General features: G+C 41.4%; 24 protein-coding genes. 18 read left to right on the top strand and 6 right to left on the bottom strand.

What is annotated here, in order from left to right; translation table 11 throughout:
• Nucleotides 1-33: 33 nt before the first annotated feature.
• Nucleotides 34-999, bottom strand: coding sequence for an ABC transporter substrate-binding protein (locus tag MHZ95_RS18210; protein ID WP_239392218.1), 966 nt, complete (start codon nt 997-999; stop codon nt 34-36).
• A gap of 98 nt (nt 1000-1097) precedes the next feature.
• Nucleotides 1098-2702, bottom strand: coding sequence for a helix-turn-helix domain-containing protein (locus MHZ95_RS18215; protein ID WP_239392219.1), 1605 nt, complete (start codon nt 2700-2702; stop codon nt 1098-1100).
• Nucleotides 2703-2949: 247 nt separating this feature from the next.
• Between MHZ95_RS18215 and rpmG the strand changes: the two genes are divergently transcribed.
• From rpmG to MHZ95_RS18295, 16 genes are all read left to right on the top strand, one after another.
• On the top strand, nt 2950-3132 hold the full coding sequence (gene rpmG / locus MHZ95_RS18220) for a 50S ribosomal protein L33 (protein ID WP_239392299.1): 183 nt from the start codon (nt 2950-2952) through the stop codon (nt 3130-3132).
• A 28-nt stretch (nt 3133-3160) separates the two neighbouring features.
• Nucleotides 3161-3430, top strand: a complete 270-nt coding sequence (gene rpsN / locus MHZ95_RS18225; RefSeq protein ID WP_239392220.1) for a 30S ribosomal protein S14 — start codon at nt 3161-3163, stop codon at nt 3428-3430.
• A gap of 72 nt (nt 3431-3502) precedes the next feature.
• A complete protein-coding gene (locus MHZ95_RS18230; protein ID WP_239392221.1) occupies nt 3503-3856 on the top strand; it encodes a hypothetical protein in 354 nt (117 codons plus the stop codon).
• 706 nt (nt 3857-4562) lie between these two features.
• Entirely contained in the window at nt 4563-6347 is a 1785-nt protein-coding gene (locus MHZ95_RS18235; RefSeq protein WP_239392222.1) for a sensor domain-containing diguanylate cyclase, read from the top strand.
• Between the two features lie 160 nt (nt 6348-6507).
• The gene (locus MHZ95_RS18240) at nt 6508-6945 is read left to right on the top strand and encodes a Dps family protein (protein WP_239392223.1); all 438 of its coding nucleotides are present in this window, start codon (nt 6508-6510) and stop codon (nt 6943-6945) included.
• A gap of 181 nt (nt 6946-7126) precedes the next feature.
• Nucleotides 7127-8695 (top strand): FAD-dependent oxidoreductase, encoded by a 1569-nt coding sequence (locus tag MHZ95_RS18245; RefSeq protein WP_239392300.1) that lies wholly within the window; start codon nt 7127-7129, stop codon nt 8693-8695.
• A 459-nt stretch (nt 8696-9154) separates the two neighbouring features.
• Complete coding sequence (locus MHZ95_RS18250; protein ID WP_239392224.1) at nt 9155-10759, top strand: BCCT family transporter; 1605 nt, start codon at nt 9155-9157, stop codon at nt 10757-10759.
• Nucleotides 10760-11005: 246 nt separating this feature from the next.
• Nucleotides 11006-11650, top strand: coding sequence for a GntR family transcriptional regulator (locus tag MHZ95_RS18255; protein WP_239392225.1), 645 nt, complete (start codon nt 11006-11008; stop codon nt 11648-11650).
• A gap of 14 nt (nt 11651-11664) precedes the next feature.
• Nucleotides 11665-12813 (top strand): LLM class flavin-dependent oxidoreductase, encoded by a 1149-nt coding sequence (locus tag MHZ95_RS18260; RefSeq protein WP_239392226.1) that lies wholly within the window; start codon nt 11665-11667, stop codon nt 12811-12813.
• Nucleotides 12814-12815: 2 nt separating this feature from the next.
• Nucleotides 12816-13394, top strand: coding sequence for an amino acid synthesis family protein (locus MHZ95_RS18265; RefSeq protein WP_239392227.1), 579 nt, complete (start codon nt 12816-12818; stop codon nt 13392-13394).
• Nucleotides 13394-14197, top strand: coding sequence for an alpha/beta fold hydrolase (locus MHZ95_RS18270; RefSeq protein ID WP_239392228.1), 804 nt, complete (start codon nt 13394-13396; stop codon nt 14195-14197). Before MHZ95_RS18265 ends, MHZ95_RS18270 begins: the two co-directional genes overlap by 1 nt.
• Nucleotides 14198-14210: 13 nt before the next feature.
• Nucleotides 14211-15707 (top strand): aldehyde dehydrogenase, encoded by a 1497-nt coding sequence (locus MHZ95_RS18275; RefSeq protein WP_239392229.1) that lies wholly within the window; start codon nt 14211-14213, stop codon nt 15705-15707.
• A gap of 36 nt (nt 15708-15743) precedes the next feature.
• Nucleotides 15744-16028, top strand: coding sequence for a hypothetical protein (locus MHZ95_RS18280; protein WP_239392230.1), 285 nt, complete (start codon nt 15744-15746; stop codon nt 16026-16028).
• A gap of 24 nt (nt 16029-16052) precedes the next feature.
• Nucleotides 16053-17498, top strand: a complete 1446-nt coding sequence (locus tag MHZ95_RS18285; protein ID WP_239392231.1) for an aldehyde dehydrogenase family protein — start codon at nt 16053-16055, stop codon at nt 17496-17498.
• Between the two features lie 11 nt (nt 17499-17509).
• Nucleotides 17510-17791, top strand: coding sequence for a YciI family protein (locus tag MHZ95_RS18290; protein ID WP_239392232.1), 282 nt, complete (start codon nt 17510-17512; stop codon nt 17789-17791).
• Between the two features lie 51 nt (nt 17792-17842).
• On the top strand, nt 17843-18358 hold the full coding sequence (locus tag MHZ95_RS18295) for a flavin reductase family protein (RefSeq protein WP_239392233.1): 516 nt from the start codon (nt 17843-17845) through the stop codon (nt 18356-18358).
• Nucleotides 18359-18514: 156 nt separating this feature from the next.
• Here the strand turns inward: MHZ95_RS18295 and MHZ95_RS18300 are convergent, their stop codons facing one another.
• Nucleotides 18515-20356 (bottom strand): midas domain-containing protein, encoded by a 1842-nt coding sequence (locus MHZ95_RS18300; RefSeq protein ID WP_239392234.1) that lies wholly within the window; start codon nt 20354-20356, stop codon nt 18515-18517.
• Nucleotides 20357-20911: 555 nt separating this feature from the next.
• On the opposite strand from MHZ95_RS18300, the gene MHZ95_RS18305 reads away from it, so the two are divergent.
• Entirely contained in the window at nt 20912-21547 is a 636-nt protein-coding gene (locus MHZ95_RS18305; protein ID WP_239392235.1) for a superoxide dismutase family protein, read from the top strand.
• Nucleotides 21548-21670: 123 nt separating this feature from the next.
• Here the strand turns inward: MHZ95_RS18305 and MHZ95_RS18310 are convergent, their stop codons facing one another.
• The 3 genes from MHZ95_RS18310 to MHZ95_RS18320 form a co-directional block, all read right to left on the bottom strand.
• A complete protein-coding gene (locus MHZ95_RS18310) occupies nt 21671-21967 on the bottom strand; it encodes a cupin domain-containing protein (RefSeq protein ID WP_239392236.1) in 297 nt (98 codons plus the stop codon).
• An 80-nt stretch (nt 21968-22047) separates the two neighbouring features.
• Nucleotides 22048-23226 carry an MFS transporter gene (locus MHZ95_RS18315; protein ID WP_239392237.1) on the bottom strand — a complete coding sequence of 393 codons (1179 nt, stop codon included), beginning with the start codon at nt 23224-23226 and terminating at the stop codon, nt 22048-22050.
• A gap of 224 nt (nt 23227-23450) precedes the next feature.
• Nucleotides 23451-25211: a sigma-54 interaction domain-containing protein gene (locus MHZ95_RS18320; RefSeq protein WP_239392238.1), complete on the bottom strand. Its 1761-nt coding sequence runs from the start codon at nt 25209-25211 to the stop codon at nt 23451-23453.
• Between the two features lie 378 nt (nt 25212-25589).
• On the opposite strand from MHZ95_RS18320, the gene MHZ95_RS18325 reads away from it, so the two are divergent.
• Nucleotides 25590-26528: a VOC family protein gene (locus MHZ95_RS18325; protein ID WP_239392239.1), complete on the top strand. Its 939-nt coding sequence runs from the start codon at nt 25590-25592 to the stop codon at nt 26526-26528.
• Nucleotides 26529-26541: the final 13 nt, after the last annotated feature.

Consider the following 26541-nt stretch of genomic DNA (forward strand, 5'->3'; position numbering starts at 1 on the left):
ATGATTCCCCCTGACCCGATGTAAGGATGATTATTATTTTAACGTTTCCATTGCAGCCTCTAAAATACGAATTCTTCCGTTTACAGTTCCACCACCCATTACTAATGGATCGACTGCGTTTACAAATACTTGATTGTTTTTCACTGCATTTAATCCCTTCCAAACTTCACTCTTTTCGAGGTCTTCTAGAATGTTTTCTTTATCTGCATTTTCGTAAGAATCATACTGTACAAAGATATAATCTGGATTGGCTGCATAAAGACCTTCTAAAGAAAGAACAGTTTGTTCTGTAGTATTTTTAATAATCTCAGGTACTGTAAGACCTAATTCACCATAAAGCACATCGTTAAGGAATACGTCTTTAGGGTAGACCATCATTTCGCCCCCTCTAATCCGTATTGCTATAACATCCTTCTCCTTGAATGAGCTGAGGTAATCGATTGCTTCCTGCTTATCCTGGTTATATTTATCAATGATCCCTTTTGCCATATCTGTTTTCCCTGTAATCTCGGCAAGGAGTTCAAGATTGGATTGCCAATCGGGTCCATAATGTGATGTTGGAATGACTGGCGCAATCTTCTCTAGTTGTGTTAATACTGCCGGCGTTTCCATGTCGGTACTGATGATTAAGTCAGGAGCCAAATCCAAAATATATTCTAAACTTTCGTCACTTGTCCCTAAAAGAGGGATTGTATTAGCTGTTATATCACGAAAAAAGCTTGGGAAAGGTTCTTCGTCACTACCAATTGCACTAGCAGCAAAAGGCTCTACCTCAAGCACGACAGCATCCTCAATCAATTCAAAAGCATTTAGAAATATTATTTTTTCTGATTTGACTGGAACAGTATAGCTATTACCTAAATAAGTAATGGTTTTTGTTTGTTCATCGCTTGGATTACTTTGTGAACTAGAGGATACCTTATCCTCTTCCTTATCCCCGCATGCCGATAAAGTAAATACGAGTAGCACAACTCCTAATAGGAAAAATGTTTTTTTCATTAATAAATCCTCCCTTTACTCCACATCATGATGAGAATGAGTATTATTATCAATGATAAACAAGAGTTCTTCTAGGTTCCATGTAGAAAAGGAGGTTTTTATGATGTACTATCCTCGGTTAGAAGCTTTAGAACCTCTTTCACAATTAATAAATGGGGAAGCGCAGCATAGTCACGCCATGGAAAATGATTAAGTGTATAAACTTGCTCGTTTCGAACTGACTTCAATTCCAACCAAGTCTCATCTAATTGAAGTGCGTTCCATTTCTGCAACGTTTCCTCATCTTCATAGACAAGAGTCAGGATGTAATCTGAATTGATTTCAGCTAATTGCTCAACCGTAATCGATTGTTTATAGTCAGGCATAAAAGCTGTTGCAGGCGTTAACTTCAAATCTTCAAATAAAACCTCATTAATACTTCTATCATGGTACAAATAACAGTCATCACCCATGATTAATAAAAATAAAAAAGTTTGCTTATGTTTATCGTTTTTTAAATAAGTGGAGACTTCTTGTACTGTTCGTTCGTATTCATCAAGCCATCGCCTTGCTTCAACATTTGCATCTAATAACTTTGCTACTTCTAGCAGTTGTTCACGCCAAGGTAGTTTGCTCCATGCAAGCTGATGAACATGACCAAGTGACTTTAATTTTGTAAGTTGTTTTTCATTCACATTATCTAGGCATAAAATCAAATCGTATTTGGTGTTTTGTTGTAGAAGTAACTCAATATTATCGTTTAATATAGTAGGACTTCTACCAATGGAAAGTTGAACGGGCACCCGATCACCAAATAATTTAAAATAATAGAATCTCCATGTTGGATGAATCGGTGCTGCAGATGGGATAAAGTGTAACGGAAACAATATGCCAAAAAATGAACTATCTAAAACGGCTATTTTTTTCATCCGTCTTTTCATAAATAACGAGGGAGGGATTCCTATTACCTCTTTGAAACGACGACTGAAATAAAATTCGTCCTTATATCCCGTTTTCTTTGCAATTTCTTTAAGTGTTTTTCCACCGCTTAATAACAGGTTCTTAGATGCTTCAATCCTTATTTCGGATAAATACTGAATTGCACTTATCCCATATCGTTTGCGGAATAGCTCCATGTAATATTTAGGGCTTATATGCATCATCTTCGCCAAGTCTTTTATTTGAATCTGTTCTCGAAAATGAACTTGCATATAATGCTTTGTTTTTTCCAGCATCTTTTGCTGGTCTCTAGTTGCAGGTACTTGGGTTGTGATCAAGGCGTGAATGAGCATATAAAATTGAGCCTGTATAATTAACTTATTTTCCGGTATTGGGCTTTTGGATAAAGCGTAAATACTACTAGTTAGATTGGCGATTTCTTCTGTTAATTTAACCTGTATTTCCTCGACTCGTTTAGCAAGAATGGAATGATTTTGCTCTAGATGCACTTGATGCTTGTAAATACTATCAAATAGAATGAGATAAACTGTTGTCGTATTTTCTCTATCTAACTTAACAGTAATTGATTCTTGAGGAGGGCATATATAAATCTGTTCTTTTTGTAATTTATATGTATGGTCTATGATTGTCAGATTGCCTGTGCCTTTTGCGGCGAAGATAAGACAATAACTATCATGCCTTTTTTGATAAGTACGCTTAGAGAGATTCGTTAAAACTTTTATGTCTAGAAATTGAAATAGAAGCTGAGCCATTTGACCGATCAATCAAAACACCTCCATATAGTAAACTTTTTTAAGTATATCATCACTTAGACGATTTTCATTGTGTAGATAATGCGCGTTTGTGTAAATAGCAAGCCAAAATAGCTAAAGGCAGTCATATGATATTTTATCAGCATCTCCTGCGTCATATCCGTTGTAAAATAAATTTAGTTGCTATTTAAAAAACTCTCTTGTATGATAAACAAATGAATAAATCGTAATGATTACGTTTAAGTGGCGCGAAGGAGGAATAAGTACGAGAGTGAATATTACATTGGCCTGTACAGAAACAGGAGACCGCGATTACACAACAACAAAAAACAAACGCAATATTCCTGGGCGGATTGAATTAAAGAAATACAGCTCGAGTTTGAAAAGAGTTACATTGCATAGAGAAACAAAGAAAAAATATTTACCTGTTTTTAAATCGTAATTATCACTAATTAAGGAGTGGAAATAGAATGGCGAAGACATCCAAGGTGGCGAAAGATAAAAGGCAACGGGAGTTGGTTGCTCGTTATGCGGCACTTCGTAAAGAATTGAAGGAGAAAGGTGACTATGAAGCTTTAAATAAGCTACCTAAGAACTCTTCCCCGACACGATTAAAAAATCGATGTGAAATTACGGGAAGGCCAAGAGGATATATGCGGAAATTTAACATGTCACGTATTGCTTTTCGGGAGCTTGCACATAAAGGGCAACTACCAGGTGTTAAAAAAGCCAGTTGGTAAAGGGGATTCAACCATTCTTTATAAGAACGAATGGTTGATTTTTTCCAATGAACATGATGTGAGGTGAGGAGAATGAATGAGTGGCTAAGGGCGTCTTTGTTAAGAAGCGAGGTTAAAAAGCTATCGGAAGGCAAAAGGCGGCTGTATCAGTTTGTCATCGAGCTAGAAGATGCTTTGGTCGAAAGTGCGAAAACAGCTGATCATTTTCTTGGTCTTCTAGAAGAAAAATCTCCGTATGAACGTGCGAGCCAGCATTTTGGTTTGCCAGTAATAAAGGTAATTCGTCTGATAAATGATATAGAAGTCGAACTAAACGAAAAAGTGGAAAGAAGATATGAAAGGACTAAATGGATTGACTATACAGACCACCTACAGCAAATAGACGCTGTAGGTGGTGAAAAACAGCTTTTTTTGTTTATTAGTTAGAAGAATCAATAAGAAATCGCCCCGGCATTCAATCATTGCCAGTTTGTTATCCTTCTTTTGAACCAGGAAAACAAATGATAACGAGCATCTTATGTGTCATTGTGCTTTCACTTCTTTTATCAATATGAAAATAAAGCTCTAGGCAATGGAGTATTGTTAATTTTTTAAGCTTACATTGGATGTTGGTGTCAATTGTTGTCTTATTCATAATTAATGCGAACAGGAATAACCACCTCTCAGAAAATTGGAGAGGTGGTTATTTTTTTGTTTTTAATTACAATCGATCGGATTCAAAGTTTGTACTTTACTTCTATTGCTTTCTCGCTAATGTAGGCTGGATAGTCTTCCTTGAAGAGGATGGGATCATGATCACTATTGAGGGGTAATCACAGTTATTGTGAATACATAATTGTCGCTAGGGTTTGAACAGATTGCGGTAAAGAAAACATTCATCAATTTTGCAGCTAAGCTTCTTGTAACAGAAATTTTTGATACGCTTGAAAATAATTATGTAAAGAAAAATAATTATGTAAGAAACTTCTCCTCAAAGCAGGTAAAATAGCCTTAATAATGATAAACGGCTGACGATAATAAGAATAAAGAACCTTGGTCTAAATTACGGTCAACCATTATGGAAGCACGATTTATTTTCAGAATTATGTAAATAGTAAATTGATTATTAGAGGAGAGTAGATGATAAAATAATATGAAAAATAAAGTATTGCTATACATACCGTTCCTACTTATAATCATTGCTGCATTTCTATTTAATTTGCTTGCCCCCCTAACAACAAATGCAAAGGATGATTCCAAGTCAATCAACTTGGGAACATATTATGAGTTTTATCGTGATTCGACGAACAAACTGACGATAGAAAATATGTTGTCTGATGAATTCGAAGGGGAATTTGCCCGGAGTCAGCAGAAGTACCTTTTTTTTTGGCACACAGATGATACGATTTGGTTGAGGCTTGATGCAGCTGAAATTATCCGTGATCCAGAAGAAAGCTATTGGTTGGAAGCGACTGATAAACTGAATAGTATTGAGGTTTATTTAGTCAGGGACGATGATACATATGACATACAAAAAGGCGGAATGTCAAATATAAAAAATCAAGAAATTGATTACCGCTCTAATTTATTTTATATTGAAGACCCCTCTATTGAGGCGATTTATGTGAAATTAGATGGCGTCATGCCGCTCAATTTGATTTCTTTTTTCTATACAACAAAAGATTTTATTGAAAAGGTCATTGCCTATAAATTTTACACCGGTATTTTTTATGGCTTTATGATTTCGTTATTAATCTATAATTTGTTTTTGTTTTTTTCATTGAAGGAAAAAGCCTATTTATATTATGTCTTTTATATGTTGTGTTTCATCTTCTATCAAGCAGCTATGAATTCATTGGATTTGGAGTTACTGGGACCCTTCTTTTCGGAACATTTTTTTACAAGAACCATACCTTTGGTCGGAAATATACTATTTATCTTTATGATTTTATTCGGCAAGGAATTTCTGGATTTAAAAAGGAATTTACCTCAGTTCAATCAGGTGGCTAATGGTTTATTAGGGGTAACGGTGATATTCCTCTTCTTCATTTATTTCACTGAAAATATAACAATTACCGATTATATGTCACTCATCATGGCGATTGTAGTGCCGTCTTTTCTTTGGCTTTCCGGTTTGCTTGTATTGCTCAAAGGGCATAAAATGGCCCGGTATTATATGATTGGCTGGACGGTTTTACTCGGTTCCATCATGGTGCAGGCCTTGGGGTTTTTAAGTGTGATTCCATTCCACCCTCGCATTTATGAGGAAGTTCCTGCAATCGGTGCCGCCTTTGAAGCGATCTTTTTGTCATTGGCTTTAGGCGATAAAATCAACATTATGAAAAAAGAGCACCAAGCATCACAGGAAAAATTAAACGAAAAGCTGGAGCATCTAGTAGCTGAGCGTACACAACAATTGGAGAGGGTCAATGCAGAACTTGAAGTCTTGGCACATACCGATCAGTTAACACAATTACCCAATCGTTTTCAGTTAGACCGATTGCTGAAAGAGGGATCTGAACATGCACAAAACAAGGACGTGCCCCTGTCGCTTATTTTATTGGATATCGACCAGTTTAAGGCGGTAAACGATAATTATGGTCACCAGGTGGGAGATCTTGTTTTACAGGAAGTAGCTATGCAATTAAAAGAGTCTGTGCTAAGAGAAGGGACGATCGGACGTTGGGGCGGCGAGGAATTTTTAATCATTTGTCCCCAGTCTGCTATAGGGACCGCTATCGATCTTGCTGAAAAAACCCGAAGGCAAATCGAAGAGCATACATTTCCAGTTGTGGTCCATAAGACTGTCAGCTTCGGAGTAACCTCTTATGTTCCTGGTGATACTTTACATTCTATGCTATCAAGATGTGATAAAGCGTTGTATCATGCCAAAAATAACGGACGAAACCGTGTTGAATACTTGTTAGCGAATGACTAACATTGATGGATGACTTAACTATCTAATTGGGTAAAAATAGGCTTTGATGTACTTCCATTGGGCAATAAAACTCCTTATTTATAATGATTATTATTTAGTATTGATTATTAAGTAGTATCTGTTATAATAAATATAAGATCATTTGAGGAGGAATTGTTCAATGGAAAAATTACATACAGCATTAAATGTTCAAATCGCAAACTGGAGTGTCCTTTACACGAAGCTTCATCGTTACCATTGGTTTGTGAAAGGGCCGCAATTCTTCACCCTTCACGAAAAGTTCGAGGAATTATATAATGAGTCAGCTACTGTTGTCGATGAGGTAGCGGAAAGACTTCTTGCAAGTGGTGGAACGCCAGTTGCGACGATGAAGGAATACTTGAACCTTGCGACTTTGGAAGAGACAAAAGGAGAAAGCAGTGCCAATGAAATGGTTGCAAGCCTTGTCGAGGATTACAAGCATCTGAAACAAGAGCTGAAGGCATTAGCCGAACTCTCAGCCCAACAAGAAGACGATGTCATCAATGATCTCGCTGTCGGCTTATTGGTGAAAGTGGATACACATATCTGGATGCTATCCGCTTATCTAGGTGAATAAGGGAACTTGAGGAAGAGACTGACTAATAAGTCCCGACATAAAACAGATGGAGAAAAACGAATCGTCTTTCTTCATCTGTTTTTGTGTTATTCCGACCTATCAAGAACCTGGTACTGTTATCTGTATAAGTCGAATGCCGAACGGGAATCCTTCAACTAGCTAAGAATTGAATGGAGGATTAATTGTGACTGAATATGGAAAGTTGCCAGAGCACCCAGAGTCGTACTGGAGGACAGCTATTGAATTTCCGGAGTTTCCAAGTTTAGAGGAGGATATTCAAGCCGATGTCATTATTGTAGGGGCTGGTATCGCGGGGATTACATCCGCTTACCTGTTGGTGAATGAAGGCTTGAAGGTCGCTGTAATTGAAGCGGGAGAAGTGTTGAATGGGACGACCGGCCATACGACTGCCAAAATTACTGCACAACATGATCTCATATACGATGAATTCATCCATAATATCGGAAGAAGCAATGCACGTTTATACTATGAAGCGAATATGGAAGCACTTCGCTTTATTAGGGAAACGGTGGACCGACATAAAATTGACTGTGATTTTAGTCAGCAAGATGCGTACATATACGCTACAACTGAGAAATATGCACGAAAGATTGAAAAAGAGGCGGAAGCCTATGAAAAGATCGGGATTGAGGGGGGCTTGGTTGAAAGTATCCCTTTTGACATCGCGATCCAAAATGCGCTTGTCATGAAAAACCAAGCGCAATTCCACCCGACCAAATATTTAGTCCATCTCCTTCAAATCATCAAGGAAAAAGGCGGTCTCGTCTTTGAGAACACCACAGCGGTCAATATTGAAACTAGTGAGCAACCTGTTGTACTTACCAAAGAGGGCGCGCGTATCACCGCCAATCACGTCCTCATATGTACGCACTTTCCATTTTACGAGGGGGCCGGATTTTATTCGACGAGGATGTATGCAGATCGGTCTTATGCCCTTGCGGTGAAAGCAAACAAGCAATACCCGGGTGGAATCTATATCAGTGCTGATGAACCGACACGTTCCCTTCGATCTGTAACCATTAATGGTGAGGAAATGGTACTGATTGTCGGAGAAAACCATAAGACAGGGCAAGGAATCGAGGCGATGGAACATTATAAGGCGCTGGAACAGTTTGGCGAGGAAGTTTTTGGACTGAAAGAAGTGGTCTATCGGTGGTCGGCCCAGGATCTGACTACACTAGACAAATTGCCTTATATCGGTGAGCTGACCTCCGGGCAACCGAATATCTTGATTGCGACCGGTTTCCGCAAATGGGGAATGACCAATGGAACTGCAGCTGCACTGTTGTTCCGGGATCTCATCATGGGCTATGAGAACAACTATGAAAAGTTATATACACCTTCACGTTTCTATGCACATCCAAGTTTGAAAAACTTCTTTAAGGAAAATGCTAACGTTGTCGGTCAATTGATAAAAGGAAAGCTTGATTCACCAAAAACCAAACCTGAAGATCTGTCCAAAGGAGAAGGTGCGGTTATTACATTGGACGGGCATAGAAAAGGCGCCTATAAAGATGACGAAGGAAAATTGCATATCGTGGATACGACCTGTACCCATATCGGATGTGAAGTCGAATGGAACAACGGCGAACGTACTTGGGATTGTCCTTGCCACGGTTCCAGATTTTCATTTACCGGAGAAGTGATTGAAGGTCCCGCCGAAAAACCATTACAGAAATATAACTATACGATGTTGGATAACCTGACATCTGAGGACTCAGGTTATTGATACGAAACATCCTACAGCAGAGACGTGCTCCTGCTGTTTTTTTATTAAGAATGCTTGAGTGACGGCTAAGTTCAGGAACTATTTGAGACTATCCGAGCAGCAAGAAAAAGAGAATGATCAAAAGTGGAAAGCACCAGGTTCCGAAACAGGCAGTGCTTGTTATTGGAACCTGGTTTATTTATGTTTGGGATAGAGAAAAATAGTTTATTAAAAATATAAAAAATGAAAACTGGGTATTGACAATTTTGAATAGACGTTATAATCTGAAATCCATCTTGTATGGTACATGCAAGATGAGGTGGGCAAGTGAAATATGTTGAAAGCGTTTCCAGATAAGTAGGAGGGGTGAACTGATTAGTATGTAAGGGGGATTGGCAAATAGCAATTTAGGGAATGGCGGTCGGATGTGGAAATGTAAATGGGAATGGTTCAAAGAAATGATCAAGGGGAGGAAGTCAAATGACCAAAAATTATTGGCATCATATTAGGGAAAAAGTGGACTGGCCGGTATTTCTCTGGAGTGGCGGGGCACTTGTGGCATTCGTGCTTTTGTCGTTTTTTCAGGTAGATATGGTAAGTAAATACGTCAATATCGGTTTTGATCTGTCAATCCGTTACTTTGGAGCTTACTGGCAATTACTGATGCTGGCTACCTTCGGAGTGGGAGCAGTGCTAGCCGTTTCAAAGTACGGGAAAGTCCGACTTGGGAATACGAATAAACCGGAAATGAGCTATTTTAAATGGGTGGCGGTCATCATTACGACAGGGCTCGGGGCCGGTGGTGTATTCTGGGCTGCCGGAGAGCCGATGTATTACTTTTTGGAAGTGCCGCCGATGCATAAAGGGATTATAGCCGGTACACAGGAGGCTATCGGCCCTGCACTCGCACAAAGTTATATGTCTTGGGGATTCACGGCATGGTCTGTATATGGGGCGATTAGTGCAATTATCTTGATTTATGCACATAACCATAAAGGAATGCCATTAAAGCCGCGGACGTTGTTATATCCGATTTTAGGCAAGAAAATTTTGACAAGCAAGTGGGGAACGGCCGCGGATGCATTTTGCATTATCGGGGCGGCAGCGGGAACAATCGGACCAATTGGTTTTCTTGGTTTGCAAGTGAGCTACGGTGTCAATTCGGTATTTGGCGTTCCTGATATATTCAGCACACAAGTCCTCATCATCGCCGGACTGACTGCGGTTGTTTTAGTGTCGACCTTGACCGGAATCGATAAGGGGATACAGTGGTTAAGTAAACTTAATGTGAACATGGTCGTCGTCATTGCGGTATTTCTGTTGATTTTCGGTCCTGGTTTGTTCATTATCGATTCTTTCATGTCCTCATTCGGAACGTATATGAGTGAGTTCATCAATATCAGTACATTCCGTGGTGATGAGGAGTGGCTTGGTTATTGGATGCTCTTTTTCTTTGGTTGGTTTATTGGATTCGGTCCGCTTGTTGCGTTGTTTGTCGCCCGGATTTCAAAAGGTCGTAAAATCAGGGAAATATTCCTCGTTGTAGCAATCATTGCCCCGATTACGACGAACTTTTGGTTTACGGTTTTAGGGGGCACAGGCATTTTTTATGAACTGGGGAATGCGGGATCCGTTAGTGGTCCGTTGTTGGACGGTGGACTACCGAGCGCAATTATCGCTATCGCAAGTCAAATGCCACTTGGTGCGATCATGCCAACTGTCTTTCTTGTGTTAACGACTCTTTTCGTTGTGACAACTGTCGATTCAATGTCTTACTCCATTTCGATGGGTGTCACTGGAGATGGAAATCCACCCAAAACGATTCGTGTATTTTGGGCGGTGATTATGGCTGTCATCGCAACGATTTTAATTAAAATCGGGGGCGGGGGCATTGGAGCCTTACAATCATTCATCGTTGTCGCAGCAGTCCCAATCTCCATTTTGATGTTGCCGATACTCTGGCATGCGCCGAAAATTGCAAAGCAGCTAGCGATTGAACAGGGCATTGTGGAAGAAAAGATAGATTCGGATACGTCAGCTATCGGGGAGACAACCGCGTTAGCTAAAATGAAAAAAACAAGATGACGATTTGTAACTTTCTAAATATTTATTGACATCTGAAAGTAAAGATATTATACTGCCAATAGACCTTGCATGGTACATGGTACGGAATAGACTATGACTCTTTTGTAGGTAGAAAGAGAATTTCTTGAGCAGGAATACAAGAGGTCTTACTTCATTACACATTTATGTACCATGGTACATGGCACATAATTAAGAAAAGGGGTGTTCACCATTGCTAGCATTTTGACTACAAGCATTACCACCCAAGTGACCGATGCTATTCGTGCAGCAATTATTACGGGAGAATATGAACCTGGGAAACAACTATCCGAGGCCGCTTTATCACAGTTTTATAAAGTGAGCCGAACGCCGGTCAGGGAAGCGTTAAAACAATTGGAACGAGAAGGATTAGTGGAGATTATCCCACGGGTCGGAACATGTGTATTAAAACCGACTGAAAGGGACTTGGATGAATTATTTACCGTAAAGGAAGCGATGGAAGGGCTTGCGGCCGGGATTCTCGCGGAAAACGGCAGCATGGAAGCAATCGAAAAAGTCCGTCAAGCTGTCGCTTCGATGGAAGTGGCCGTAGAGAAGAAGGATCATAATCTGTTTGTGGAAGCCAATAACCATTTTCACCAAGCAATCTTGGACGGTGCCGATAATTCCAAGTTAAGCTATGTACTCAATCTACTGCTCAATCAAATACCATATAATCGCTACGTTTACCTAAGTATAGACGTTCCCAATCGCCTTGAAGTATCTCTGAAGGAACATCAAAATATTTTAGATGCTATTTTAAGCAAGGATCGGGAGACGGCTGAAAAAGCGATGCGAAATCACGTAAGAGCAAGTGCAATGGGATTAAAAAAGGGAATCGCTGAAAGACTTTACCAACAAACAGCCAAATAAGGGGGAAAACAAATATGAAGTTCGGAATTTTTGCTAACTTAGCTGGGCCAGGTCGACATGGGGAGTACGACAAAGTATTGGATGAAGCAAGGGAGCAAGCGATTTATTGTGATGAAAACGGTTACGATTCGATTTGGTATACAGAACACCACTTCGGTCACGAAGGCAATGAATTGATTTCGAATCCACTGATGATCGGGGCGGATATCGCTGCGCGTACGAAGAATATCCGGATCGGTCAGGCTGCAAACGTTGCGACATTCTGGCATCCGCTTCGTTTGGCGGAGGATATCGCCATGCTGGATCAGTTGAGCAAAGGGCGAGTGGAAGTTGGTTTGGCCCGAGGATTATACGGTCGCGAAGCAGCAAATTTGAATACGCTTGCAGACCCGACCAATCAAGCCCAAAACCGGGCGCTATTTGAAGAAACAGTGGAAGTGATGAAAAAAGCGTGGTCCAACCGTTTCTTCTCACATGACGGGGATATCTATAAGTTTCCACCTGAAGGGCTGAAGTGGAGTCATCCAATGAGTCCGCATTCCCCGGAATTCATGGACATGGAAAAAGGCGAAATTAATAAAATTTCAATTATGCCTGGTACATACCAAGGGCGGATGCCGAACTTATGGCAAACGATCGATTCTCCGCGTTCCATTGAAATTGCTGCCGAAACCGGCATCAATGCAATGTTCTGGATGCCGACGGTGAAAGAGTTGAAAGGCCGTTTTGAACTCTATCGTGAAAAAGCTTCGAAAGCGCGTGGTTACGAAGTGCCTCTTGGGGAAGGAATTGCGCTTGTCCGCGATGTATATGTAGCGGAAACGATGGAACAAGCCCGTGAAGACGCGGCTGAAGCAGTACTGAACACATACCGCTGGATTTGCCATTGGAGAGGGCTTGGCAATCTGATGGATCCAGGTGAAGAAGTGAAAGCTGGACAGGAGTTAACGTATGACTTCTTGCATCCTCGGAACCTATTGTTCGGTACGCCAGAATATGTGACGGAAAAAATAAAAGAATTACAAGAAGAACTGAATGTACAAAATCTATTACTCTGGGTAAATCATAGTCATTTACCACATGAGAAGATGATGAAGAGCTTGAAGCTATTCACAGAAGAAGTCATGCCAAATTTCACGAAAACTAAACAGGGGGTACTATAAACATGTTAGAAATCCGTAAAGTATATACAGCGATTGAGGAAACACGAATTGAAGGCGGAAAGAATCTTGAAAATCCGATCAAGATGATCACAACGATGTTAGTGATGAAAAATCCTTGGGTCGAAAGAGGATTTGTTGAAGATTTAATGCCGGAAATCAACGAATATGCGCCACAAATTGGTGAGTTATTGGTTTCAGAACTATTCAAGCATATTGACTCAGCAGACGATGTGGAAGCATTCGGGAAAGCTGCTGTAGTCGGTGTGGACGGAGAAATGGAACATGCCTCCGCATTCATTCATACATTGAAATTTGGTAACAAATTCAGGGATGCAGTGGAAGGTAAAAGCATCTTGCCGTTCACGAATAAACGTGGCGGTGCAGGTTCAGCGGTACTTATTCCGATGGTCCACAAAAACGAAGATTCAAAACGCTCACATTTCCTAACATTTGAAGCAACAATTCCAGATGCGCCTAGAGCTGATGAAATCGTTGTTGCAATTAGCGTATCGACAGGTGGACGTCCGCACCCTAGAACGGGAGATCGTCACCAAGATATGGTTGAAATGGGTCTTGTCTAATGTCAAAGATTACGTATGATCAAGGGACCATTCATTATCAAGAAAAAGGAACGGGTGAACCGCTCGTTTTCATACATGGAGTCGGCTTGGATCATGCAATGTGGGAGCAACAGGTGAATCGTTTGTCTGAACAGTATCGCGTAATTGTGTACGACATGATAGGACATGGGGGATCTTCGCATCCTCCTGGTCCTTATTCACTTTCTCAGTATGTTGAACAACTTGCCTCACTTGTGGATGGGCTAAGGCTTGAAAAAATCCACCTCGTCGGATTTTCGATGGGAGGAATGGTTGCGCAAGGGTTTGCATTGACGCACCCGGAGAAAATGAAAACGCTCACAATTATGAACGCAGTTGCGAATCGGACGGAAATGCAACGCCAAGCGATCCTGGCTCGTGTGGAAGAAGTGAGAACAAACGGACCGCAATCTACAATAGAACCAGCGATTCAACGATGGTTTACCTCCGATTATCTTGAGGGACAGGGGGAAGTTGTGAATGGAATCCGTACCCGACTTCAGACAAACAATCCTGCTTCTTATATAGCGGCGTATACATTGTTTGCAACGGCCGATCAGGAACTTTGGGATAAACTGGACCGAATTACAGTACCGACACTCGTCATCACTGGAGAAGAGGATGTCGGTTCTACACCAGAAATGGCACAGCAAATACATGAGAAAATTACCGATTCCGAATTGCTGATTGTTCCTGCGATGAGACATATGCTGCCAGTTGAAAGGCCTGATATTGTCAACGAAGCAATTCATTCATTTATCGAAAGAACCGTGTTTGTTAGATAAAGGAGATGAAGATTTGACTGAATTAGTAACAGAGCTAAAAACGTACGATATGTATATAAATGGCGAGTGGACGGCATCCTCAAGCGGGGAGTACTTTCCAAGCTATAATCCGGCAACGGGAGAGGTTTGGTGTCGTGTAGCAAAAGGTACGGCTGAAGATGTGGATCGGGCGGTGCAAGCTGCACACCAAGCGTTTGCGAATTCTGAGTGGACCCATATGACCTATACCGAGCGAGGGAAGCTTGTCAGGAAATTGGGAGAGCTCATTGCTCAAAATGTCGAAGAACTTGCGCAGTACGAAACGCTTGATAACGGGAAGTTGATTCGTGAAATGCGTGGGCAATTAAGCTACTTACCTGAATTCTACTATTATTATGCGGGCCTTGCCGATAAGATCCACGGCCAGACGCTGCCGATGGATAAACGGGATATGTTCGCTTTTACCACGAGAGAACCGCTTGGTGTTGTCGCCGCCATCACACCGTGGAATTCACCGCTTTATTTGACGACGTTGAAACTGGCACCTGCACTTGTGGCTGGTAATACAATTGTCATTAAGCCATCTGAAATGACATCGGCTTCTTTACTTGAACTGATGAAACTTGTGGAAGAAGCAGGATTTCCTTCGGGAGTGGTCAATGTGGTGACTGGATACGGAATGCCGGTAGGTGACACGTTGACAGCTCATCCACTTGTTAGAAGGGTTGCTTTTACGGGAGGTCCAGAGTCCGCCCGACATGTTGTCCGGAATACGGCTGAGAACTTCGCGCAAGTGTCACTCGAACTTGGCGGGAAATCGCCGAATATCGTTTTTGAGGATGCAAACCCTGATAATGCAGCGATGGGCATCATTGCCGGGATATTCGGTGCGACGGGACAAAGCTGTGTTGCCGGATCAAGAGCCTTTTTACACGTAGACATCTATGACCAAGTGATGGAGAGACTTGTTGACCGTGTTTCCAAAATTACGATTGGTGATCCGCTCTCTGATTGTACTGAAATGGGGCCGCTTGCAACAGAAGCACAGTTGAAGCGGGTGGAAGAATACGTCTCCATCGGGAAAGCGGAAGGTGGAAAAATTGTTATCGGTGGCAAAAAGCCGGAGCACTTGGAAAAAGGATGGTATTTTGAACCGACGATTTTCGAACATACGGATAACCAAGCACGTATTACAAAGGAAGAAATTTTCGGTCCTGTATTAAGTGTCATTCCATTTAAAGAGGAAGCTGAAGTCATCGAGTTGGCAAACAGTACAGATTATGCATTGGCGGCTGGCATTTGGGCGAGCGATATTGCAAAAGCACACCGCGTGGCTAAGGCGGTTCGGGCAGGTATTGTTTGGGTGAATACCTACCGGAGCATCTCACCAATTGCACCAATCGGTGGTTCCGGTCTAAGTGGACATGGTCGAGAAAGCGGGTTTGATGCAATTTACGAATATACACAAAGTAAAGTTGTTTGGGTGAATACATCATCCGAATCGATACCTGATCCATTCATCATGCGCTAAACAACGTTTATCTTTATGAAGAAGGGAGAAATCGACATGCCTATCGACAAAATGATTCATTTGCCGGATTTGTCTTTCATCCGTCTATGCAACGAAGAGTATGGCATAAACAGAGGACTCTATAATACGATTGATCTGTTTTTTTACGAACGTGGCTTCGAACGAATAGTAGATAGAAGAAGAAATATACTCTACTTTCTTGAACATATTCAAAAAAATACAGATTTTAAAAATAATCGTGCTAAATTCGGAAGTGGTGGATTAAAGATAAAAATCGAAGAATATCTCGTTGAACTCAAGAAGAATAGAGTAGCAATCTAATAGAGGAAGAAGGTTATCTTAATCATGACGGAGTCGATCACAAGTGTAAAGAAGCAACATCTTCTTATTAACGGTGAATGGGTGGAAGCGGGGGAATACAGTCGGCTTCGCTCTCCTTATTCAGGTGAAATCATTGCAGAGGTACCGATGGCGACAGGGGCAGAAACAGAGTTGGCAATCGAAGCAGCTGTGAACGCACGACAAGTGATGGCGAAAATGCCGGCTCATAGACGTGCAGAGATTTTGGAAAATTTAGTCCACTCTTTGCGAGAAAGAGCCGAAGAAGCAGCTGAAATCATAGCGTTGGAAGCGGCAAAACCGATTGCGACAGCAAGAGGCGAAGTGGGCCGTACGATTGAAACATATAAGTTTGCCGCTGAGGAAGCGAAACGTATCCATGGCGAAACACTTCCCCTGGATGCCGCTCGTGGCGGGGAAAATCGCCTCGCTTATACAGTGCGTGAACCGATTGGTGTCATTGGCGCGATTACACCTTTCAATTTTCCAATGAATTTAGTTGCGCATAAAGTCGGACCGGCAATCGCAAGCGGCAATACGATTGTCTTAAAGCCGGCGTCGCAAACACCGCTCTCCTCGTTCTTTATCGCGGAACTTCTTCTAGAAGCGGGATTGCCGAAAGGGGCGCTTAACGTTGTGACGGGAAGCGGCAGAGTGACCGGTGATAAGCTCGTGACGGACGATCGAGTCAGTATGATCACATTTACAGGAAGCCCGGCGGTCGGAATCGGTATACGAAGCAAGGCAGGCTTGAAGAGAGTCACATTAGAGCTTGGTTCCAATGCGGCAGTGATTGTCGATAAGGACGTTGACCTTGATAAAATCATTCCACGTTGTGTAACCGGCGCTTTCGCTTTTCAAGGCCAAGTATGTATTGCTTTGCAACGTGCATATGTCCATGAAGATGTCTACGAAGAGTTCGTTGGAAAACTTGTAGAAGAAACGAAAAAGCTCGTCATCGGGAATCCATTTGACGAACAAACGGATGTATCCGCGCTTATTTCAGCCGGGGATGTAGAACGGACACTCGGCTGGATAGAAGAAGCGAAAAACCATGGAGCAAAAGTTGTAGCAGGTGGCCATGCAGAAGGAAATATTCTTTATCCTACGATTATCCTTGAGGCGGATGAAGCATTAAAAGTGTCTTGCAACGAAGTATTTGCTCCAATTGTTGTCGTCAATAAAGTGAAAAATGTGGCACAAGCGATTGAACAAGTAAATGACTCGCGCTACGGGTTACAAGCGGGAATTTACACAAATGATGTAACGACAGCTTTGAATGCAGCAGATCAGTTATTTGTCGGCGGCGTGATGATCAACGATATTCCGACATTCCGGGTGGATAACATGCCATACGGTGGCGTGAAGGAAAGTGGCACAGGCCGTGAAGGATTGAAATATGCAATAGAAGAAATGACTGAAATGAAACTGGTTGTTTGGAACCGGAATTAGGAGGCAAAAGTATGGCGTATTATGCGGCATTGTTGCACATGGTGAATCCTGAGAAAAATGCTCAGGTTCTTCCCCGTCATATTGCTTATTTGGAAGAGTTGGAAGCGCAAGGAAAAATTTTTGCGAGAGGTCCCTTTACGGATGGAACTGGCGGCCTCGTCGTCTATATTGCAGACACCTATGAAGAAGCTGTTGAAATGGCAGAAGCAGATCCGCATGTCGTGGAGGAAGTGCGTCGGTTGGAGATAAAGGAATGGAAAGCTATTTCATTGTTTCAACGCCAAGGAAGTTAACTGATTATCGTTGAAAGAGTTTTTAATATGTTTTAAAAGGAGTGTTTCATCATGCAAAAAGCAGAACACCAAGAGTTATTTAAACAAATTATGGGGAATTACCCAACAGGCGTAACCATTGTCACAACAACGGATGAGAACGGAAAGCCTGTCGGGTTGACAGTGAATTCATTTGCTTCCGTATCCTTGGATCCGCTTATGTTGCTTTGGTCTATCGATCATCGCGTGTCATCATTAAAAGCGTTTACGGAAGGCGGGAAATTCGCTGTACACGTCCTATCCGGTGAACAACAAGAGCTTTGTAAAACGTTTGCGAGTAAAGTTGAGGATCGATTTAGCGGTTGTGAGTGGAGCCTTTCCGAAAATGGTTTACCAATCCTTGCCGGCGCATTCGGAGTCTTTGAATGTAAAACATTTAAAGCGATTGAGGCGGGAGATCATACGGTTTTGATTGGAGAAGTCATCGATCTTCAAGTTATTGCAGAAAAAGATCCGATGCTTTATCACCGCAGAGTTTTTGGACCAATACCGGAGGAATTCTACACGCCGAAACAACCTGTCTCATAAGCTCAAATCACAGAGAACTAAAACCCTTGGAAACTTCATCAGTAGGAAGTTCCAAGGGTTTTAAAGTTTCTCAATTTGAGCAACCATAAGTGATAGGGTTCAGGCAGGGAATACTAGTATGCCCTGTTAAGTGTTTAATTTAATTGTTTTGTTATTTTATTTTTTCAACGTGCTGAATAAAGTACTATATGCAGTAACAGCTTGTTGGTAATAACCGACTAACTTGTCCCATACTGTTGTTTGGGCTGGAGCGTCAGCTTCTTCGTCCAGAGCAGGCTCTTCAGTAGTCTCATCACCTTCAGCCGGAACATCAGTCTCCTCTTCGTCTAGTGCAGGCTCTTCAGTAGTCTCATCACCTTCAGCCGGAACATCAGTCTCCTCTTCGTCTAGTGCAGGCTCTTCAGTAGTCTCATCACCTTCAGCCGGAGCGTCAGTCTCCTCTTCATCTAGTGCAGGCTCTTCAGTAGTCTCATCACCTTCAGCTGGAGCATCATTTTCCTCTTCGTCTAGTGCAGGCTCTTCAGCTGTCTCATCACCGTCAGCCGGAGCGTCATTTTCTTCTTCGTCCAGAGCGGGTTCCTCAGCCGTGTCGTCACCTTCAGCTGGAGCATCAGTTACCTCTTCGTCAAGAATAGGTTCTTCTGCAGCTTCCTCATCCACTGGTAATATCAGACCAAGATAATCTTGGATAAGGAAATCGTAGTAATCAATTAAACTTCCGTAACTTTGTAGAATAGATCTATATTCATTTACTAGTTCATCTGTTATAATAACGCTATCGTTGGATTGGTCAGTTGATGTCGTATCTTCATTGATACTATCGTCAGCTGGCCTTTCTGTTTCCTTTTCTTCATTTGTACCTTCTTCACCAGCAGGATCTTCTTCAACCTCAGTTTCGTCTGCAGCTTCGTCTTCGTTAACAGGTGCATCTGTTGTGTCTTCATCGACTCCAGGAAGCTCAATAGTCTCCTCTTCATCAACAGGATTCTCTGTCGTATCTTCGTTTTCATCAACAGGAACATCTGTTGTATCTACGTCGACTGGAGCATCCGTATCTTCGTCTTCGTCAACAGGAACCTCTGTCGTGTCTTCGTCGACCGGAGCATCCGTAGCCTCGTCTTCGTCAACAGGATTCTCTGTCGTGTCTTCATCGACCGGAACATCTGCAGCCTCGTCTTCGTCAACAGGAACCTCTGTCGTGTCTTCATCGACCGGAACATCTGCAGCCTCGTCTTCGTCAACAGGAACCTCTGTCGTGTCTTCGTCGACCGGAGCATCCGTAGCCTCGTCTTCGTCGACAGGAACATCTGTCGTATCTTCATCGACTGGAGCATCCGTAGCTTCGTCTTCGTCGACAGGAACATCTGTCGTATCTTCATCGACCGGAACATCTGCAGCCTCGTCTTCATCAACAGGAACGTCAGTTGTGTCTTCGTCGACCGGAACATCTGTAACTTCATCTTCATCAACAGGATTCTCTGTTGTATCTTCATCGATCGGAGCATCTGTATCTTCGTCTTCATCAACAGGATTCTCTGTTGTATCTTCATCGACCGGAACATCTGTAACTTCGTCTTCATCAACAGGATTCTCTGTTGTATCTTCATCGATCGGAGCATCTGTTGTATCGTCTTCATCCACTACTGGAGTTTCATTCGTATCTTCTTCGTCAGCAGGAGCATCTGCTGCATCGTCCTCATCAACTGGTATATCCGTTGCATCATCATCCGAAGTATCATCATTCGGTGTCGCTGCCAGCCAATTTTTACTTGCAATCGTACGCATGATTTTTCCTTTTTCAGGTGAACCCGGAAGGCTAGTGGCATAAGATGAAACCTCTGCACCATGATTTTTAAACGCTGTGGCTTCTTCTTTTTCAGCCGCGAAAGCTGATCCGCCTGCTCCGAAAATAGCAGCAGTTAGCATTGAGGTAGACATGACAAACGGCAAAATCTTCTTGTTTGTGTTTTTCTCTTTAGAATTCGTTTCTTTAACCAAGAATCATCAAACTCCCTTTTTTTGCATATTTTTTTTAGTCTCAACTGCTCAACTATGAAACTGACACTCATTTTCTCAAGTCGTTATGTACACCTACCTCCTTTACACGCAATGGATTAAATCAGGGTCAGTTTTTTGATAACCGTCTGACGTTTGTCAAACGAATCATGTGCAGTGCCCCGTCTGCTTGATAACAACATTAACAAAAGAAAATAACGAGAGGGTAACAATCAAGTAACAACTTTCCATGGGAATATTAACCTTTGTCATAATGAAAAAAATATTCCGAGAGTCCTAGATACTGTATGAAAAAAGGCTGAAAAGGAGGTCCATTCTAATAGACTCACACCCTTTACTCCAGTTTCTTCCTTCTGGGGAAGTCCTCGCAAAAGGCTATGCCAAAGCATTGTGTTACTTTTTCGATAACTCTGTTAGGTGGTCTAAACGATCCATCGTTATTCGGGTTTAAATATTACAGACCTAAATTTATGTTTAATGTTTGAGATAGAGTGAATTATAAAGATGTTAATAAACTAATAAAGGGAGCGTGTGAAAATGAAAAAGTGGTTCTTTACAATGTCTACAATTGTTCTTGTCTTGGGTCTTGGAGCGTGCAACGATGAAACAGATGACGCGGCACCGGCTACGGGAGTGGATGAATTGAAGGAAGAGGAGAACTTGGAAACAGGCGATGTTGATAATCCGAATCTGTCTGATGTGAACGAGACGGGGGAGGAAGAGCTTTCATCCAAGACTGTTGACTTGATAGATACAAGTGGAAACTCGGTCGGTGTTGCGGAATTGACTGAGGAAGAAGATGGTGTACGCGTGAATGTGAATGTAACCGGCTTACCTGAAGGGTTGCATGGTTTTCATTTCCACGAGATCGGGAAATGTGAAGCTCCGGATTTTGAGTCGGCTGGCAGTCATTTCAATCCGACTGGCGCCAATCATGGATTAGAGAGCGAAAATGGTCCACATGCAGGTGATCTGCCGAATCTTGAAGTGGGGGCAGACGGGGCTGTGGATGAGGAGTTTTTAGCGGAACTTGTCACGCTGACAAGTGGACAAGATAACTCATTATTGCGCGAAGGCGGGACAGCGCTTGTCATTCATGCTGAAGCGGACGATGACAAAACGCAGCCATCCGGAAATTCCGGTGATCGTATTGCGTGTGGGGTTGTACAATAATTATAAGTTATAAAACGGGGAACACCTTCATTACGAAGAAAATCTGTAATGAAGGTGTTTTTTTAGCTATGAAAAAGTCTTTGATCTATCTCTACTTTGGAAAATAGAAAAAACTCTTCTATATTACTTTATTTTTAAAACGAGTAGATCGGCATCTTCCACAGATTCCAAGCTATGCTTTTCAAATGGATTCATCTGAAGAATATTTTCGCTGGACAATTCGACCTTTTCTTCTTCGACTGTGAATAAAACGGTCCCCCTACGTACAATGATCAGGACATCACAATCTGCATGATGCGTTGGAATCTTTTCTCCTTTTTTTAATTGGATATTCATGACCTCATAATTTGACTCGCTTACAATCTTTCCGACATGCTTGTTCTTTTCTTCAACTACATAAGGCGTTTGAATGATCTGCATAATTATTCCTCCCTCATATAATGTACGGAAAATCTAACGTGTTCCATAATAATAGTATAAGTGAGTTCATAAATAAATAATTATCCCTCCGTTCTTAATCGTGCCGTTACAAATAGAGAAAGAACAGAAAAAGCGACAATGGCCACAACGACCCCGATCCAATCGAAGTGGTGATAAAATGTCCCGCTTGCAGTACCTCCGATACTTCCACCTAAATAGTAGAAAAACAAATACAATGCAGCGGCTTGCGCCCGATCCCGTTTCCCCAATTCGCCGACCCAACTACTGGCGATGGAATGTCCGGCGAAAAAGCCGAAAGTAAAGATTGCGATTCCGATAATTTTAATCCATAGATTGAACTGTAAAGTGATGCAAACCCCGATGAGTAATATGAGGAGCGCTAACAATAAAATTTTCCGTTTGCCATGTAGGTCCGCTAACATCCCCATCCAAGTCGAACTGAATGTACCGACAATATAGACGATGAAAATAAATCCGACCAAGGTCTGGCTAAGTGAATAAGGCGGTTGAATAAGTTCGAAGCCGATGTAGTTATATAAAGAAACAAATCCGGCTTGCAATAAAAACCCGATTAAAAAAAGATACGGAAGGCCGGGTGTTTTAAAAGGGCTTAATAATGTCGTTGTGAAGTGTTTAAGTTGTAATTTATGTGCCGTGAAGTGTGCTGAAGGAGGAAGGAACAACCAGAAAATGATTGTGGCCAATAAACTGACGATCCCGATTCCCATTAAGGCAATATGCCAATTGAAGTAATCGGTTAAAAACCCATTGATAATACGACCTGCCATTCCACCAACTGAATTTCCACTAATGTATAAGCCCATTGCGAAGCCTAAACTTTTTCGTTCAACCTCTTCACCTAAATAAGCCATTGCGACTGCTGGAAGCCCGGCTAACGTGATACCTTGCAATATACGACATAAAATCAACAAAGGGAAAGTAGGGGCGAATCCTGTTAAGATGGCCAGAAAGGCTGAGGCTACTAAAGAAATCGCCATGATGTTTTTTCGGCCATATTGATCTGACAAAGAACCGATGAATAAAAGACTGATTGCCAACGTGATAGTCGTAGTTGTTAAACTCAAACTGGCCATTGCGGGTGTTAGTTGGAATTCTTTTGCGATATCAGGAAGTAAAGGCTGAGTTCCCCAAAGTATGGCAAACGTGCAGAATCCACCGGCAAATAAAGCGAGGTTTACTTTTTTAAACTCGGTTGTGCCACGTTGAATATAGGTCATAGATGCAAATACTCCTTTGGTTGTTGATAAAAACTGAATTGAATAACACTTATCATACGCTTCATTATACAGGACTTCCAATGGATAATTTGCATCAATGCCATGCTTTTGGAGCATGAATCAATTTTACATAGTTGCTGATGGAAACAAAGAATGGGCATCTACTTTGTCCATCCTTTTAAGAAACAAATGAATTCCTATTATATAATTTTAGAAATCTTTACTCACAAAATGTTATACCTTCGAAGTTTATCATATAATGTGGATCTTGAGATTCCTAGTTTTTCCGCGGTTAGACTTTTATTTCCGTTTGTTTGTTCTAGCATTTTCGCAATGAGCTCATACTCATTCTCCTGTAATAAATTGCCTCTATACATATTTCCATATAATCGTTTCGTTTGTCTTTCTTTGAGTAAGCGATCGGGAAGATGTTCCCATTCAATGCGGTCCTCGGCCAGTAAATAGCAGCGTTCCATTACATTTTCCAGTTCCCTAATATTGCCTGTCCAAGAATATGTTTGTAGCACGTTCATTATTTCCGGAGAAATAGAAGGAGCAGATTTATTTCTTTTTCGGGCAATTTTTTCAAGCATGTTATGGGCAAGTACATTTATATCCTCAGGTCTATCTCTAAGAGGGGGAACAGTTAAGTGCAATACATTCAGTCTGTAAAACAAATCAAGGCGAAAGTTTCCATCGTTCACTTCCTGTTCCAAGTTACGATTTGTGGCTGCGATGACACGAAAATCAATAGGAATCTCGTCTGTTCCTCCGACTCTCATAATTGTTCTACTTTGGATAACGCGCAATAATTTTGCCTGTAGTTCGAGTGGCAACTCACCAATCTCATCCAAAAAGACAGTACCTTCATTGGCAAGCTCGAATTTTCCAAGCTTCCCACCTTTACGTGCTCCGGTGAAGGCGCCTTCTACATAACCAAATAATTCACTCTCGGCTAAATCACGCGGGATAGATGAACAATCAATTACAATGAATGGATTTTGCTTCCGGTTACTATGACTATGAATTGCTTGGGCTAAAAGTTCTTTTCCAGTTCCGCTTTCCCCTTCAATTAAAATACTAGACTCCGTTATTGCTGCAGCTTTAGACAGTTGAATCAAATTCTCCATTTTCTTGCTCGTATATAAAATATCCGCAAACTGAAACAACCCTTTTTTACCGACATAATCTGCAACCATATTGCGCAGTGTTTTCATCTCCCGGAACGGGAAGATTGCACCTACTAATCGTTTTCGATCGTCGATAATTGGAATAGCAGAAAGAATAAGATGACGTTGCATTTTACCTTTTGAAGAGATAAAGAACTCTTTGTCAATCCATCCTTTGCCTGTCTGAATTACGGAAAATAGTTGCTCGTGGAAATCTATCATCGTAGAAAGAGGTGTTCCTTCTACCTCACTAGGATCTTTAATGCCTAAAATTTTTGCGCCAAATGTGTTGAGGTACATCACTTCCCCGTATTGATTGATCGTAAAATAACCTTCTTTTACTACGTCTGAAATTTGTTGTTGATATTCACTTTTTAAAAATACATCTTCTGCCTTTCGTTGTGAAACAATTTTAAAGCTGAGCAACTTCGAAAGTAAGTTAAGGACTTGCAATAGGGATGAATGATCAGGTTCATCAAAAGAACAGACGAGGTGATAGCACAGTTTTTCATTATAAAAAATAGGTGCTGAGTAGATAAATGTTTTAATTGGTCTATTGTGTTTCTTATGGAGTTTATATGACGGGTCTTGGTAGGACGTTGTCTGATGTTCCAATTGAAATTGGCGAATCCAATCCGAACATTGTTTTGGATTGAGAGTGAGTTTTCCAGCAGTGGAATTGAACATACAAACGAAAGAATAATCCGGTTTAAAGATATACATATCTGAAAGAAACTTGTCGAACCGTTGAAAATCCTCACACATCGTCTCCTGGAAGTTTGAAATTATATAATGATCCTGAATGGCTACCCCCATAGCGAATCTCCCCCTTTATCACACTCTAAACTACCCATCTATTAGAACAAAAGACTCTATCAACTTCATTTCATTATATTATAGATTATTCAGTGTTTTTTGACAAACCGTCTTTTTATTGTACTGATTCAAGTCAATTTTAGATTTGTTGTGCGAATTCCGTACAATTTTCAATGTATCAGTAGATTGTCTACACAATAGGTGACATGCACAAAACTAGATAGAATCAACGTTTAAACAAAATTTTATAAATTTAAATTAATTGGCATGGATTGTGCATTTAATAAAAGGTGAAGGGAGGAAGGGAAAAAGAAGTAGTCGCGAAAATACCACTTCGCCTCATCATAATAAAATTAAAATTTTCGGGGGTAGGACAAATTGACAAAACGTAATCATTTTATTTCTCAATTGGCTCATGTGGAAATTTACACACCTAATTTGGAGGAAACAGTAAGGTTCTATACAGAAACGATTGGACTGCTCGAATCGGAAAGACAGGGAAAATCAGTCTATCTTCGCGCGTGGGGAGAGTTTTTTCACCATAGTTTAAAGATTACCGAGGCTCCTGAAAAAGGTCTTGGTCATATTGGATGGCGTGCCCAAAGCGAAGATGACCTGCTTGAAGCAGTGCGTTTTATTGAAGCAATGGGTTGCGGTGAAGGGTGGATTGAAGGAGATCTAGGGCATGGCAGAGCATATCGTTTTCGTTCTCCAGATGGTCATTTAGAAGAGATTTTCTGGGAAGTAGAAAAAATAATAGTTCCAAAAGATTTGAAAAGTCGTTGGAGAAGCCGACCGCACAAACAGCCAGGGCATGGTTTTTCTACTAGACGTCTAGACCATGTGACACTTTGGACAAGCGATGTTAAACGTCACCGTGAATTTTATCAAAAGTTAGGTTTTAAACATAATGAAATGATTTTACTTGATGAACCAGTGAGTACAGAAGTTGGTGGTCTTTTGGCGGTTACGAGTCTTTCGCATGAAGTCGCTTTGTTTAGTCTTCCGCCAAACCATCCAAATGAGAGTAATTTAAACCATGTTTGTTACGCCGTCGAAAATCGTGAACAAGTGTTGGATGCAGCTGATTTTATTAAAGAACATGGGTATCACTTGGAGATGAGACCTTCCAAGCATGCGGTTGCGGAAGCCTTTTATTTGTATGCCATTGATCCGGGAGGGAATCGTTTGGAAATTTATTCGGGATCGCCACTCTATTTTGCACCAGATTACGGACCGATTGAGTGGAGAGTTTCGGAAAATCCGAATGATGCTTGGTCCAATGAAAATATTTTAGTTGGTAATATGCCGAGGTGAATTTGGACGTATT

This window comes from Sporosarcina sp. ACRSM (assembly GCF_022346545.1).
Classification (GTDB): Bacteria; Bacillota; Bacilli; order Bacillales_A; family Planococcaceae; genus Sporosarcina.

What these genes read in the sequence shown, in the direction of transcription:
- MHZ95_RS18210 (WP_239392218.1), bottom strand. Translation starts at nt 999, where the DNA reads ATGAAAAAAACATTTTTCCTATTAGGAGTTGTGCTACTCGTATTTACT.
- rpsN (WP_239392220.1), top strand. Translation starts at nt 3,161, where the DNA reads ATGGCGAAGACATCCAAGGTGGCGAAAGATAAAAGGCAACGGGAGTTG.
- MHZ95_RS18230 (WP_239392221.1), top strand. Translation starts at nt 3,503, where the DNA reads ATGAATGAGTGGCTAAGGGCGTCTTTGTTAAGAAGCGAGGTTAAAAAG.
- MHZ95_RS18235 (WP_239392222.1), top strand. Translation starts at nt 4,563, where the DNA reads ATGAAAAATAAAGTATTGCTATACATACCGTTCCTACTTATAATCATT.
- MHZ95_RS18240 (WP_239392223.1), top strand. Translation starts at nt 6,508, where the DNA reads ATGGAAAAATTACATACAGCATTAAATGTTCAAATCGCAAACTGGAGT.
- MHZ95_RS18250 (WP_239392224.1), top strand. Translation starts at nt 9,155, where the DNA reads ATGACCAAAAATTATTGGCATCATATTAGGGAAAAAGTGGACTGGCCG.
- MHZ95_RS18260 (WP_239392226.1), top strand. Translation starts at nt 11,665, where the DNA reads ATGAAGTTCGGAATTTTTGCTAACTTAGCTGGGCCAGGTCGACATGGG.
- MHZ95_RS18265 (WP_239392227.1), top strand. Translation starts at nt 12,816, where the DNA reads ATGTTAGAAATCCGTAAAGTATATACAGCGATTGAGGAAACACGAATT.
- MHZ95_RS18270 (WP_239392228.1), top strand. Translation starts at nt 13,394, where the DNA reads ATGTCAAAGATTACGTATGATCAAGGGACCATTCATTATCAAGAAAAA.
- MHZ95_RS18280 (WP_239392230.1), top strand. Translation starts at nt 15,744, where the DNA reads ATGCCTATCGACAAAATGATTCATTTGCCGGATTTGTCTTTCATCCGT.
- MHZ95_RS18285 (WP_239392231.1), top strand. Translation starts at nt 16,053, where the DNA reads ATGACGGAGTCGATCACAAGTGTAAAGAAGCAACATCTTCTTATTAAC.
- MHZ95_RS18290 (WP_239392232.1), top strand. Translation starts at nt 17,510, where the DNA reads ATGGCGTATTATGCGGCATTGTTGCACATGGTGAATCCTGAGAAAAAT.
- MHZ95_RS18295 (WP_239392233.1), top strand. Translation starts at nt 17,843, where the DNA reads ATGCAAAAAGCAGAACACCAAGAGTTATTTAAACAAATTATGGGGAAT.
- MHZ95_RS18305 (WP_239392235.1), top strand. Translation starts at nt 20,912, where the DNA reads ATGAAAAAGTGGTTCTTTACAATGTCTACAATTGTTCTTGTCTTGGGT.
- MHZ95_RS18310 (WP_239392236.1), bottom strand. Translation starts at nt 21,967, where the DNA reads ATGCAGATCATTCAAACGCCTTATGTAGTTGAAGAAAAGAACAAGCAT.
- MHZ95_RS18315 (WP_239392237.1), bottom strand. Translation starts at nt 23,226, where the DNA reads ATGACCTATATTCAACGTGGCACAACCGAGTTTAAAAAAGTAAACCTC.
- MHZ95_RS18320 (WP_239392238.1), bottom strand. Translation starts at nt 25,211, where the DNA reads ATGGGGGTAGCCATTCAGGATCATTATATAATTTCAAACTTCCAGGAG.